Source organism: Paenibacillus sp. FSL R7-0026 (assembly GCF_038004485.1).
Taxonomy (GTDB): Bacteria; Bacillota; Bacilli; order Paenibacillales; family Paenibacillaceae; genus Paenibacillus; species Paenibacillus xylanexedens_A.
Map to the genome: position 1 here is coordinate 3,591,471 of NZ_JBBORG010000001.1, position 13,652 is coordinate 3,605,122.

At 46.6% G+C, this 13,652-nt stretch carries 9 protein-coding genes and 1 pseudogene; 2 read left to right on the forward strand and 8 right to left on the reverse strand.

Annotation, left to right across the window (positions count from 1 at the left end; translation table 11 throughout):
* Window positions 1-5: 5 nt before the first annotated feature.
* From uraH to MKY44_RS15830, 8 genes are all read right to left on the reverse strand, one after another.
* A complete protein-coding gene (uraH, locus tag MKY44_RS15795; protein ID WP_047843326.1) occupies window positions 6-383 on the reverse strand; it encodes a hydroxyisourate hydrolase in 378 nt (125 codons plus the stop codon).
* Window positions 383-1,888 carry a factor-independent urate hydroxylase gene (pucL, locus tag MKY44_RS15800; protein WP_341007823.1) on the reverse strand — a complete coding sequence of 502 codons (1,506 nt, stop codon included), beginning with the start codon at window positions 1,886-1,888 and terminating at the stop codon, window positions 383-385. The genes uraH and pucL overlap by 1 nt, the downstream gene beginning before the upstream one ends.
* A 239-nt stretch (window positions 1,889-2,127) precedes the next feature.
* Window positions 2,128-3,750: a PucR family transcriptional regulator gene (locus MKY44_RS15805; protein WP_338587141.1), complete on the reverse strand. Its 1,623-nt coding sequence runs from the start codon at window positions 3,748-3,750 to the stop codon at window positions 2,128-2,130.
* 221 nt (window positions 3,751-3,971) lie between these two features.
* A complete protein-coding gene (locus tag MKY44_RS15810) occupies window positions 3,972-6,716 on the reverse strand; it encodes a CHASE3 domain-containing protein (protein ID WP_341007824.1) in 2,745 nt (914 codons plus the stop codon).
* 177 nt (window positions 6,717-6,893) lie between these two features.
* Window positions 6,894-8,282 (reverse strand): class II fumarate hydratase, encoded by a 1,389-nt coding sequence (fumC, locus tag MKY44_RS15815; RefSeq protein ID WP_074095411.1) that lies wholly within the window; start codon window positions 8,280-8,282, stop codon window positions 6,894-6,896.
* A gap of 132 nt (window positions 8,283-8,414) precedes the next feature.
* The gene (locus MKY44_RS15820) at window positions 8,415-9,425 is read right to left on the reverse strand and encodes an aldose 1-epimerase (RefSeq protein WP_341007825.1); all 1,011 of its coding nucleotides are present in this window, start codon (window positions 9,423-9,425) and stop codon (window positions 8,415-8,417) included.
* Between the two features lie 179 nt (window positions 9,426-9,604).
* The gene (locus tag MKY44_RS15825) at window positions 9,605-10,414 is read right to left on the reverse strand and encodes an MBL fold metallo-hydrolase (RefSeq protein WP_036673769.1); all 810 of its coding nucleotides are present in this window, start codon (window positions 10,412-10,414) and stop codon (window positions 9,605-9,607) included.
* A 180-nt stretch (window positions 10,415-10,594) separates the two neighbouring features.
* On the reverse strand, window positions 10,595-10,867 hold the full coding sequence (locus MKY44_RS15830) for a hypothetical protein (RefSeq protein ID WP_047843332.1): 273 nt from the start codon (window positions 10,865-10,867) through the stop codon (window positions 10,595-10,597).
* 210 nt (window positions 10,868-11,077) lie between these two features.
* Here MKY44_RS15830 and MKY44_RS15835 point away from each other — a divergent pair, with 210 nt between their 5' ends.
* Both MKY44_RS15835 and MKY44_RS15840 read left to right on the forward strand, forming a co-directional pair.
* The gene (locus tag MKY44_RS15835) at window positions 11,078-12,310 is read left to right on the forward strand and encodes an aminopeptidase (RefSeq protein WP_124115192.1); all 1,233 of its coding nucleotides are present in this window, start codon (window positions 11,078-11,080) and stop codon (window positions 12,308-12,310) included.
* A 90-nt stretch (window positions 12,311-12,400) separates the two neighbouring features.
* A pseudogene (locus MKY44_RS15840) lies at window positions 12,401-13,634 on the forward strand (aminopeptidase).
* Window positions 13,635-13,652 lie beyond the last annotated feature (18 nt).

The following is a 13,652-nucleotide window of genomic DNA, read 5'->3' on the forward strand; positions in this document are numbered from 1 at the left end:
CATGTTCAGCTTCCCCGGTATGTACTGTAACCTCCTGGAGCAATTAATAATGGAATATGGTAATGGCTTGAGGCATCAGATACGGCAAAACGAATCGGAACAATCGTCCATAATGCCTGCCCCAGTTCCTCCAACGAACGCTGTGCGTAATAACTCTCGACATGGAATTGAAGCTCATATATGGCTGGCTCCAACTTGCCTCCATCCAGCAGCGGTGCATCCAAACGCCCATCCGCATTTGTCACCGACTCAGCCACTTTTGTCTTGCTTTCCTGTTCTCCATCCCTCTTCAGGGTATACAGCTCGATCCGAACACCCGCAGCAGGCACGCCTTTGGATGTATCCAGCACATGTGTTGTAATTCGTCCACCAGATATTGACATTAGACGCCACCTTCTTTCCCGAAGTCATGGCCGTCTGTTCCCAGATCATCCCTTGTCATCGAAAAACCCTGGAATCCATAAGGTGGTCTCGGCTCGGTAAATACTTTGCCTTCTCCCTCTTTCACTTCCTCCAGCACTGTCTCCCAAGTCCGATTGTTGGACTCAAATGAAACCTCACTCAGTTGCTCAAATCGACTTAACAACCTTCGTCCAATCTGGTAGATCAGATGTTGAATGGAAGCGGATCGACACTCATGAAATACCGCAGCAGCCAAGTCTCTAACCTGTTCCGCCGCCACATACCGTCCACGCTGATCATCTATGCCATCTCTCGGATCTTCATAACGCCAATTGATGTTCAGGAAAATAAATAACGGTCGATCCCATGTCTCTGGAAGAGTGGTATATTCATCCTGCATAAATCCGGCAAATTCACTGCCTTTGACCTTGATCAGTCTCAGATCGGCTACACCACTGAAATGGTTGCTGAGTTCAATCGAGTCTCCTGTTCGTTCCGCTTCCACGGCAGCTGTCGCACGATCATTCTGCGAATAACGAAATACGAGCGCACTCGGTCGATAACTCCCTTCCAATCCAATCGGTATATCTTCAAAAGGAATCTGGTCCGCTGTCATCTGAACCTTGCTCATCTGCGGATACGTCTCCAGGAAACGCCGACTTACCAGCGCAAGAAATCCTTCCACCGTCGCCCCTGTGTAATCCGCTGCATGTCTAAGAATGAAATTTTTCATTGAATCGGTTGCGACCACCAGCGAATTATCCCCTTCTGCAAAAGAAGGTAAGAATTCATCCCCCTGCACAGCCACCTTGATGTTCAATCCAAACAAAATATTGCTGCGTCCCATGAACGGAGATTCGGGAATGGACTGTATACCCGTCAACGGTTTGGCGTAGGAACGGTACATCCACACATCCCCTTTACCGTAATACATCGTCCGCTGCTGCACTGCGGCTGGCTTGCTCACGAACTCATGTTCATGACCGATCTGTGCAAGCCACTGCTCCAAGCGAATGCCCGCAATTTTGAATACTTCCTTCAATGCAGTCTCGAATTCTTCTTCCCTGCCTCGGCGATGACGTTGTCTCATGGATTCGAGGATGGAGCTTGCGGTATGGCCTTTAACGGCCAATATGAAAGGAAAGCCAAATTGGCTTGTATATGCTTTGTTTAATTGTTGAAGTTCGTTGTATTGCTCTTGTGAGAGTGAATCAAGTCCTGCACCAGCCTGCTCCTGAACGGAGTTGCTGCTCATGCTGATTCGTGCTCCAAGATCCGGGTGATTACGAAGCAACTGCAACTTCACCTGGTCATCCGATGCCTGAACCTTGTTTTTCATCACTTTCATCATCTGTTCAAATGAATCAAAAGGTCGTAAAAGCCCGGCACGCTCAGCCACCCATGGTGATTCCTCAAATAAGCCGCCAAACGTATGCACAAACTGTGTGATAGACCAGTTGTTAACAAGTTTAATTAAGTCGCTCATGTTAGAACCTCCGGTCTGTTGTGGATTATTGTTCTTCATTCTAAGTGCCGTTCAATGTTGCGACAACAATATTTACGCAATTTTGTAATATAACATAACATCAGAGTTGTGATTTGTTTGCTGTGCACGGGAAGATCAACTTTTGTGGTCCTCAAACATGAAATAACCGCACTCCATCAACGGAATGCGGTTCTTGGGGGTCTGACCCGGTAGCATTGTCATGTTGCACAATGTGCGGTCTAGAGTTGGACATTGTGCGGTCTTGCAGCTGCTTTGTCCCGCACAAACTTGCGGAAGGTGAATACTAGCTTTAATTTAAGCAGATCATTCGTTTTCTTAAAGTCCATTTGCAGCAAGCTGCCAACTTTCTCCATCCGATAAGTGACCGTGTTGCGATGCACAAACAGCTGTTTGGCAGCTTCATTGATCAGTCCATCATTTTCTATAAAGGACTCCAATGTATTCATCAGCACCTGATTGGGATCACCGTCCCTGGCAAGTAGTGGTTCGAGTACTTTATTGCAGTAGTTCTCCATGATGTTATCCGGTACGTGTTGGAACACATAGGCAAATTCAAGCATTTCAAATTGCAACGCACGGTCTTTCATGCCGAATCGACGAGCCAGTTGTCGTGTATCCAGACACTCCTGGTATGCTTCACGGAGCGATTTGGGTTCATGTTTCATTTTGCTGATCCAGAAGCGTGGAGCCGGTGCCCCTTTTGCTTCTTGCGCTGCCAGAACATCACCGAAACGGCTTAACAGAAAACCTGACAGTTCCTCTCCATAATCTCGCCCTGTTGGACAGGTATAGATGGACAGAATGCCATCTTCGATCTGAAAATGCTGTGAGGCCGTGAATTGCATCAGCGGATTGTATTGCAACTCACGATGAATCTGTTTAAGCAGCTTACCCTCGGCAAACAGAGTCGGCTCAAGCGTGATCAACACGCACTGATAGGTTCCCTGGAACAGATGGATTCCTTTGTTTTCACTCAAGGTGGTCAATTCCTGAACAGTCATTTTGTTATCCAGATACTGTGAAAGCAATGTACGCATTTCGTCTTGTACGGTCGGATTAATATGCTCACGATAGGTCATATCCATATAGAATGCCAGTACATCCGCAGCCTGTTGGAACAGCTCTTCCTCTGCCCGAAGCGACAAAGCGGAATCCGTAAACACAAGCAACGACCCGTATTCTTCATCATTTTGCTTAATCGGTACGCGGTGACAGCTTCCCTGATTCCATTTCACTCGGTGCATGACGGATTTCCAAGGCCAGCCCTGTGTTACCGCATCTCCCGCAATGCCTTCACTGCCATAGAGCACATGCCCACGAGAACCAATGACAGCAAGCGGATAGTTCAACACTGTGGCTAATTCTGCAAACACATTCCGGTGTGGCTGCTGTTGCAGCGCAAACTGCATTAATTTCTTCTGCTTCTGCACGACCTCATGCAGCAATCGGTTACTGCGTTCATGTTCAGCCTTGAACAAGGCATTCATCTGGTCCGAGAAAGTGAATTGAAAGGGGAGCTCAAGCAACGGTAAACGAAGCCGATCAGCTTCCTCAACAATACCTTGGGGAATAGACTGCCAGAAGCGTCCCAGCTTGATGCCGAGTCCTGCACAGCCACGTTCATTCAAACGCCGCATCAAACGTAATGCATCTGTTTCACTGTCTTTCATAATAAAAGCGGTGGTGAACAACATTTCTCCGGATTTGATCCAATCCGCGATATCAGGAGCGTCCATGACGTTAACGGATTTCATCATCCGTGAAGTCCCTTCTCCACCCGCAACCAGTTTGGCCTCTGACAACGGGTACACCTGTAAAGCCTCTTTAACCGTAAGTTGCATGGACACTACCTCCCATATATATAACACGAAAATGTGTTATTGTCGTTTCTGTAGACTATATTCTGGATTATACTTCTAATTAAATCTATATTCATCCATTTAACTTTGTTGATTGTTAAGTATTATAACATCAATTTTCTAAATAAAGCTTACACGGCAAAAAAATAAAACCTATGACCTAATTACAGCGCAATTTCCTGTAATCGGCATAGGTTTTTAGATCAGATTTCCATGGTTTCGGGATTCATCCATAATTTCATACGGGATAATACATCTTTGATATTCAGCGGTTTGCTGAGATAGTCCGAAGCACCTGCAGCAATACATTTCTCCCGATCCTCTTTCATGGCCTTGGCTGTCAGTGCAATAATCGGAAGCTGAGTCATGCCAAGCCGTTCACGGATCTGGCGCGTCGTCTCATAACCATCCAGTTCCGGCATCATAATATCCATCATGATGATATCAGGCTTGACTCCTCCACGCTCCAACAATTCCAGACATTCGTACCCATTCTGAGCTGAAATGACATTCATGCCATATTGCTCCAGAGCGTTAGCCAGCGCATATACATTTCGAATATCATCATCAACGACAAGCACTTGACGACCACTGAGCAAAGATTCTTCCAGAGGTGTCAATAAAATATCCGATTGTTCGGAAGTTATTGAAGGAAGCTTATTGACCTCAGGTGTAGTGGTAGCCACCTCATTAAGGAACAACCGCGATGCATTCATAGTCTCAGGTTCATCTCTTCGCAGTGGCAGGAACAGCGTGAACACACTGCCATGTCCTTCACGACTTGTAGCCGAGATTGAACCCCCCAGCAAATTCGCAAGCGATTGAGAGATCGACAGGCCAAGTCCTGTTCCGCCATATTTACGTGCGGTAGCCCCATCCGCCTGTTTGAATGCATCAAAGATCTGTAGAAGTTTGTTTTCCGCAATGCCAATACCTGTATCACTGACGGAGAAAGCAATCACATCGGTCTCTTGATCTTTCAATTCAGGATGAGCCAGACTCATTTTGGAGATGGTTAAGGCAACTTCACCCTCACTGGTGAACTTGAATGCGTTCGAGAGCAGGTTTCGGAGAATCTGGTGCAATCTCATCTCATCCGTCACGATGGTTTCCGGTAAAGGACTTTGGAGCTGAATCCGGAAGTCTATTTTTTTCTGTTCCGCTGTTTTCAGGAAATACTGGTTCATGACTTCAGGAACACTGCCCAGATAGACATCATCGAAATCCACTTCCATCTGTCCGGCTTCCACCTTGGATAGATCCAAAATATCATTGATCAGATTCAGCAGATCTTTACCTGATTTGTGAATGACTGAAGCATAGTTCTGCTCTTCACTATTCAAGTGTTGGTTTTTATTCTCAGACAATATTTCGGATAAAATCAGCATGCTGTTAAGAGGTGTCCGCAGTTCGTGGGACATGTTTGCCAAGAATTCGGATTTGTACCCTGAGCTTGTTCGTAACTGATCTGCCACAACTGCAAGTTCATTGGCTGATGTCTCAGCAGCACTCTTCTGTATTTCCAGACGATCATTAAGCATATGAAGCTCTTCGGTCTGCATTTGCAGTTCCTCCGTCTGAGACAGCATCTCTTCGGTCTGAGCCTGAAGTTTCTCCGATTGTGCCTGTAATTCTTCATTCAGAACTTGTGACTCATCATATAATTGCTGTAATTCCATGCGAGTGACGGTCGAGTGTAGTGAAACACCAAAAATGTCCGTCAGTTCTTGCATCAGCTTCATATCATTCTCTTGCAATGGCTTCATCGAAGCAAGCTCGATTACCGCAATCGTTCTGCCTTCGAACAGGATCGGTACTACAGTAAGTGATGTGGCAGATGTATACCCGAGCCCCGAAGAGATTCGGATATAGTTCTGGGGCAGATCATTCATGCGTAGAACTCGCTTCTCTACAGCACTTTGACCTACAAGCCCCTCACCCGGGGCAAGCGACACTTTACCGGGCGAACGTTCTTTCTCTCCATCCCCAGCATATGCAGCCACGCGCAGCAGTCGATTGTCTTTCCAGTAATATAAGACGCTATATGGAACTTCAAACAACTTGGCAAGCTCGTTCAGGAACAAGCGGGACAATCCTTCCAGATTGGTCGGGTTCTGTAAGAGTGTGGCAATGCCTGTGATCTGGTCCTTGACCCGATTCTGTTCCTGTACTTCATCCAATAATTTGTTGGTTTCGTGGCCCAGGTCTCCCACTTCATCATGTGTACGCACCTGAATCCGCTGCTTCAGGTTTCCACCTTTGGAGATATCACTGATGGTTTGCATAACATCTCGCAACGTTTTGACGATATTTCCTGATATCACAATCGCGGCTGCAATGGATAATGCTGCAATAATACCCCACAGCGTGTACATAATCGTCAGCAGTGTGGAACTGCGTCTGGCAAGTTCAGTCACCCTCGCCTCGGTCAGAGCGATCTCTGTGTTACGGAAGGTTGTAAGTTGAGAGCGCAGTAAATCAATTTCAGTTTTACCCGGATCAGATTCGAAGAATGCAACAACTTTCGCTTGATCCCCTTGCTTTTTCAAGTCCACCGACGGCTCCCCAGCAATCTCAATCCAGCGTGTAATATGAGCTTTGATGTTTTGCAGACTCTGCTGCTGTGAAGGATTATCGCTAATGAGAGCATTCAACTGATCATAGTTGGAACTCCACTGGGATAGGCCTTGGGAATAAGGCTCCAAGTAACTTTCATTGCCTGTAATCATGAATCCACGCTGTCCTGTCTCCATGTTCAAGACATTTTTTTCAATCGCGTTGGTCAGATTATGTACTTCCAGATCATGATGGGAGATAAAATCATTTTCCTTCTGTAACACATTAATTTGGGCCGTAAGCACTAGCAGAACAGCACCAAACAAAAGCACAACCACAAGATAGCCCAATAAAATTTTGGAGCGTATCGTAAATCTTCTCGTTTTTGACAACGCGGAAACCTCCAAATATATACGTATCCCATTCAATTAAATTAAAACGGTGCATATGTAGTTTATATGTATACGTATAGTCTGACAAGCTTTAAGTTCATCGGTAAGCATGAGAAAAACGACCTGCTTGTGCAGGTCGTCCTCTTCATTGATCTATATTGCTCATTTTGGCTGATTTTAGGCCTTTGGAGCGATCATTTTGGCTGGATCGACATATTGATCAAATTGCTCTTCGGTAAGCAGGCCCGTTTGTAACGTCGCCTGTTTCAAAGACAAGCCTTCTTTATGTGCAAGTTTCGCGATTTTGGCTGCATTCTCATAACCAATATGCGGGTTGAGCGCTGTAACCAGCATAAGCGAGTTGTTCAGATTATGTTCAATCTGATCCAGGTTAGGCTCAATGCCTACGGCACACTTGTCATTAAACGCAATAATGGAGTCCGCCAGGAGTTGCACGGATTGCAAGAAGTTATAGATGATAACCGGTTTGAATACATTCAGTTCAAAATTACCCTGACTTGCCGCGAAACCAATCGCTGCATCATTACCCATGACCTGCGTAACCACCATAGTAATGGCCTCGCTCTGAGTTGGGTTGACTTTCCCCGGCATAATGGAGCTGCCTGGCTCATTCTCAGGAATACGGATCTCGCCCAATCCACTACGTGGGCCACTGGCCAACCAGCGGACATCATTGGCGATTTTCATCAAATCAGCTGCAAGCGCTTTAACGGCACCGTGCGCATACACAACTTCATCATGACTTGTAAGTGCGTGGAATTTGTTTGGTGCAGATACAAAATCTTTCCCCGTATGTTTGCCAATCTCCTTGGCAGTGAAGTCTCCAAAGTCCGGATGTGCATTAATGCCCGTTCCGACAGCCGTACCGCCGATCGCAAGCTCCTTCAGGTACTGTACACTTTCACGGATCATACGCTCACTCTTGCCCAGCATGGCTTCCCAACCACTAATCTCCTGGCCAAGCGTAATTGGTGTTGCATCCTGGAGGTGGGTACGTCCAATCTTGATAATATCCTTGAATGCCTCCGACTTGTCTGCAAAAGTGGCTTTCAAGACCGCAATGGCCGGCAAGAGTTGATCCTCAACAGCCAGAACACCTGCGACATGCAGAGCCGTTGGGAATGTATCGTTGGAGCTCTGGGACATATTCACGTCATCATTTGGATGCAGACGCTCTTCCTTGCCCTTTTGCTCTAGCAGTTGGTTCCCCAGATTGGCAATCACTTCGTTCACGTTCATATTGGATTGTGTTCCGCTTCCAGTCTGCCACACAACCAGTGGGAAATGGTCATCAATTCGACCTGCAATAATCTCGTCTGCTGCATAAGCAATAGCATCGGACTTCGCCGCAGATAATTTACCTAATTTATGGTTACTGGCCGCAGCACTTTTTTTCAAAATGGCAAGGGCACGGATCACTTCCATCGGCATATGTTCACTGCCAATCGGGAAGTTTTCCTTGCTGCGCTGCGTCTGAGCTCCCCACAGCCTGTCGGCTGGTACTTTCATTTCGCCTAACGTATCTCTCTCAATGCGGTATTCCACTTGCTTGTCCTCCTCCAAAAAGATGGTTTGGGTCTCTACAAAGCTTGTGTATCTCGTCATATTATACATGATTTGCGAGCAGGTTTTCACCTTTTCGACAAAATTGTAAGCGTAGCGCAAAACGAGCGTGAATTATTTTTGTGATGCAATTGGATACAATCGGCTGCTTTGTTCGAATAGTTCACCTGGTTCCAGACCGACCAATCCGATTTCTTCTGCCGGGATGCCTTCAACATTAGGAGCGTTAACCAGGTTCATCTGTGGTTCAGGACAGAAGAATTCGCCACCCATGTTATTGTTCCAGATCATCCAGTGTTTGTACGATGTACCCACATCATATACCAGTTTGTCTCCAGTACGGTTGTCCGTAAGTTCCATATAGTTACGTCCATTCTGCGGTTCCGCAGTGTAATGATTATCCATCGCAGCAAAGAACGGACTAACCCCGTCTTTCTTCAATTGTTCTTCCTCAGGTGTAAGCGGTTGAAATTGTCCTGTTGGCAGAGAACGCTCATTCAATTCACGTCGTTGTCCAATCGTAACTTTGGCCGTGTAATCCGAGGCTTGACTGTCCGGTGCAAAAGGTACAGCAATCGCTGTGTGGAATGCAAACAAATTCGGCATGTATTCAGTCCCGTTGTTGCGGACGATCAATTGTTGCTGAAGTCCTTGGCTACTCAATGAGTAACGAAGCGTCACCGTGAATGTAAACGGCAGGTACTGATAGAATGTATGTCCTTCTTTCACGTCTTGGCTAAGCAACACATAGCTCTCCAGCTGATCCGAACCGTATCCCTCGACCTTCCACTCGGCATCATGCAAAAATCCATGCAAATGGTTGCCTGTAGCCGGTTCGTTCACAGGCAACTGATAGACTTTACCATTCCACGGGAAACGTCCATCCTCATAACGGTTCGGTGGAGAAAGAATCGGAATTCCATAGACCGCAGGTGCAGCCATAAACTCATCCATCTGATCCTGATTCGGCTCTCTCAAATAACGGAAACCCTTTTCTGTATCACGGAAAGCAACGAGGTTGGCACCCACGCTTGGAATAACTGCCGCTTCAAACTGATTAAAACGAAGCCAAATGGCCGGAATCCCTCCAAATTGTTCTTCAAATGCTGCATTTTGCTGTGTCATCGTTATATGTACCTCCTGCATACTAAGGTTATATTATACGGCTCGACTATATCATGCCCGAGCGCAAAATACCAATCTATGATAGAGAACAAATTCATGATTGAGCCTCAAAAAAGACATGAAAAAGACAGCTGCAAACGGCTACGGCTGTCTCTGCTGTCTTTCATATGATAGTTCAATTAATCCACATATTTGCCATGATCCGGCACAGTGCTCTCTTCAAAGTCCAGATCAAGCCGCTTCAAGGATTCACTCAGCATATCTCCGCTCAAGGCATGCCCATGCCCGGTAATTGCAAGTTTCGGCTCCAGATGCCTGATATGCTGGACAGATTGATGAGCAGCCTGCCAATCGGTTGTGAAATAAGATGGTGGGCCATGCAACTGTTTGTCCTGAAGCAACACACTCCACAGCGACTCCTGCTTCACTGTGATGATTGCGTCTCCCGCAATTAACAAACGGTCTGCTTCTCGAAACAGCGACACATGTCCAGGCGTATGACCTGGCGTGTGCACCCACTCCCATCCTGATAGACCTGGCACGGAATGATCTTTGGGTAAACTGAATATCCGATCATCCAGATTGATTGCCTCATTGGGATAAGCGAATGACAACCTGGACATTAGACCTCCACCTACCGAAGGGTCCGCTGGCGGGTAATCTTTTAATCCCGTTAAATACGGAATTTCAAGCGGATGGGCATACACTGGCACACCCCAGAATTGTTCCAGCTCAATAACCGTTCCTACATGGTCGAAGTGACCGTGTGTCAAAATGATCGCAGACGGCGGACCTTGAAATCGTTCTGTTGCAACCTGAACAATATGATCTGTGAACCTCGCCATTCCGGTGTCCACGAGGACCCAGTTCCTGCTTCCTGGCTCTCCGATGAACACGACATTAACGAATAGTGTACGTAGACTGAGAATATCGGGCGCGACTTCTTCAAGACCCGTCAACCCTTCTGTAATCAGATTGTCAGATGCCATTCACGGTTACCTCCCATTAGGCGGATTGTCTCTCTGGTTCCATTCATCTCGTAGACTTCCCTTTTCTGGATCATCTATTCAACATTTCCAATAAAATAGACGGTATACACCCTGTTTCGGGCATACACCGTCTAGTATAGTCATCGACACAACACAATAGAACAAGAACATCTCGGCCAGTTAAGCCGGAAATGCCTCCAGAGCAGCATCGAGCAATTGATTGTACAGATCGTCATCATTCTCAAGCAGCTCGTCCATACGCAGTAACTCTTCTTCATCACCGGATTGCTCCGTGAAATGCAAGCTATAGTCCCAATCTTTTCCGTTCTTGCTCATGAAGGTAATCTCATATACTGACTTTTCGCCTTCTGTGCGGTAAACGGTATTTCCCACGTATCCTTTTTCACCTTCACGGCGCATTTCAGCACTTATAATTTCAATATTCACAATCATTCTCTCCTTTAATCTTTCATCTACAGTCGGTCTCCAACATTTCTGGTAAACCTAGTTTGGTAATTATTATTGGTTAATTGTACAATATATAACGTAGCAACGTATACCTTATTCAATGAAGGAACCATTCTGAGTCCTTACATAGTTGTAATGAGGACTATAATAGCCAACAAGCTACGATATTATTATCACATTGGAGGAAAAAATAGCATGAATACTTTTGAAACGAATCTGCAGCAATATGCTGAATTGGCTGTACAAGTCGGTGTCAATGTCCATCCTGGACAGACACTCGTGGTTAACGCTCCAATCTCGGCAGCACATTTTGTACGACTGATTGTCAAAGCAGCTTACGGTAAAGGTGCGAAATTGGTCAAAGTAAACTGGAGCGATGAAACCGTTACACGTCTTCATTACGATCTTGCCCCTGATGAAGCCTTCTCCATTGAACCAAAATGGTTTGCAGCTGAAATGACTGAACTCGTTGAAGAAGGTGCCGCTATTCTGCACGTCATCGCTGAAAATCCGGATCTGCTGAACGGTGTAGCTCAGGAACGGATTGTTACTAGCCAAAAAGTGCGCGGCAAAGCGCTCGAAAAATATCGTTCTTATCAGATGGCTGACAAATTCAGCTGGTCTATCGTGGCCGTTCCTTCTCCGGAATGGGCAGCTAAAGTGTTCCCGGATCTTCCAGAAGCGCAACAAGTGGACCGCCTATGGGATGTCATTTTCAAAACAGTACGGATCGGTGAACAGGATGCTGTTGCCGAATGGAAAACCCATTTGCAAAACCTGGATTCCCGCGCTGATCTGCTGAACAACAAGAAATACAAGAAGCTTCACTATACAGCTCCAGGCACAGACTTGACCATCGAACTTCCAGAAGGCCATATCTGGGTATCCGGTGGAAGTGTGAATGAGCAAGGACATGTCTTTATTGCCAATATGCCTACGGAAGAAGTATTCACGGCTCCGCTGAAAACGGGTGTTAACGGTACAGTTCGCAGCACGAAACCACTGAGCTACGGCGGCAACCTGATTGACGGATTCTCCCTTACATTTGAGAACGGTCGAATCGTTGATTACACCGCTGAGCAAGGACTGGATGCACTCAAAAACCTGATCGAGATGGATGAAGGTGCACACTATCTGGGTGAAGTAGCCCTCGTTCCACATCAGTCCCCAATTTCCGATACCAATATTTTGTTCTACAATACTTTGTTTGATGAAAATGCCTCCAACCATTTGGCGATTGGTAATGCCTATGCCTTCTGTCTGGAAGGTGGTAAAACGATGTCCAAAGAAGAGCTGATTGAACGTGGCATGAACTCCAGCCTCACTCATGTAGACTTCATGATTGGATCCGGAGAAATGAACATCCACGGCGTGACCTCCGAAGGCGCGGAAGAGCCGATCTTCCTGCAAGGAAACTGGGCATTTTAATCCCGTTTGATGTGATTTAGGAGAGAGGAGATTACTCCTCTCTTTTCCTGCGTCAACAGGTCACCAATTCAACAATTGGAGGGAACTCATATGTTAAGTTTTGAACAAAAACTGGATCGTTACGCCGAACTTGCTGTAAGAGTAGGTGCTAACGTGCAACCAGGACAAGTATTTGTCATCTCTGCGATGATTGATACCGCTGAATTCGTACGTTTGCTGGTACGTAAGGGATATGAAGCTGGAGCCAAGCAGGTGATTGTAAAATACGGAGATGAAACCGTCAATCGATTGCGGTTTGAGATGGCCCCTGAAGAATCCTTCCAAGAGCCGCCGAAATGGCATGCAGCGGAGCTTGAAGAACTGGCAGCCAATAATGCAGCCTTCCTGACCGTATTGTCATCCAGCCCAGACCCTGATGAAAGGTATTGACCCGGAGCGGATTTCCACTCATCAGCGTACATATGGTCAGGCGATGGCCAAGTACCGTCAGTATCAACAGGCGGATAAAATGAGCTGGACGGGTGTGGCTTGTCCTTCCCCCGATTGGGCAGCCAAAGTATTCCCGGATCTCCCGGCAGCTGAGCAGGTTAGCCAGCTGTGGGAAGCTATTTTCGCTGCGGTGAGAGCCGATCTGGAGGACCCTGTAGCGGCTTGGGAACAGCATATTGAACGACTGGAGACCAAAGCCGTTGCCCTGAACAACAAGAAGTATCAAGCATTACATTTCCTCTCCCCGGGGACGGATCTTACTGTCGAGCTTCCAGAAGGTCATATCTGGGCGCAGGCAGGTAGCGTGAATGAGCAAGGCACCCCTTTTGTCGCGAATATCCCGACAGAGGAAGTATTCACCGCTCCAGCCAAACATGGCGTTAATGGCAAAGTGTCCAGCACCAAACCACTCAGTTATGGCGGCAGTATCATTGATCGTTTTTCACTCACATTTGAGAACGGACGTATCATTGATTTTCATGCTGAAGAAGGTCAGGATACGCTGGAAAGACTCATTTCGATGGATGAAGGATCTCATTACCTCGGCGAAGTCGCTTTGGTCCCCTTCCATTCACCGATCTCTGAGAGTGGTATCCTGTATTACACTACATTGTATGATGAGAATGCGTCGTGCCATCTTGCGATTGGCAGTTCCTATGCATTCAATATCGAAGGTGGCAAAACGATGTCTCCTGAAGAACTTGCAGCTCGTGGCATGAACACCAGCATCACCCATGTGGACTTCATGATGGGCTCTCCCGAGACGGACATCTACGGTATCACGGCAAACGGCGAACGTGAAGCCATCTTCCTTAAGGGAGACTGGGCATTCTAACTGATCACGGAGGGTTAT

Coding starts and splice junctions, on each gene's coding strand:
- MKY44_RS15820 (WP_341007825.1), bottom strand. CDS start 9,425: ATGACACAGCAAAATGCAGCATTTGAAGAACAATTTGGAGGGATTCCG.
- uraH (WP_047843326.1), bottom strand. CDS start 383: ATGTCAATATCTGGTGGACGAATTACAACACATGTGCTGGATACATCC.
- MKY44_RS15830 (WP_047843332.1), bottom strand. CDS start 10,867: ATGATTGTGAATATTGAAATTATAAGTGCTGAAATGCGCCGTGAAGGT.
- MKY44_RS15835 (WP_124115192.1), top strand. CDS start 11,078: ATGAATACTTTTGAAACGAATCTGCAGCAATATGCTGAATTGGCTGTA.
- MKY44_RS15825 (WP_036673769.1), bottom strand. CDS start 10,414: ATGGCATCTGACAATCTGATTACAGAAGGGTTGACGGGTCTTGAAGAA.
- MKY44_RS15805 (WP_338587141.1), bottom strand. CDS start 3,750: ATGCAACTTACGGTTAAAGAGGCTTTACAGGTGTACCCGTTGTCAGAG.
- pucL (WP_341007823.1), bottom strand. CDS start 1,888: ATGAGCGACTTAATTAAACTTGTTAACAACTGGTCTATCACACAGTTT.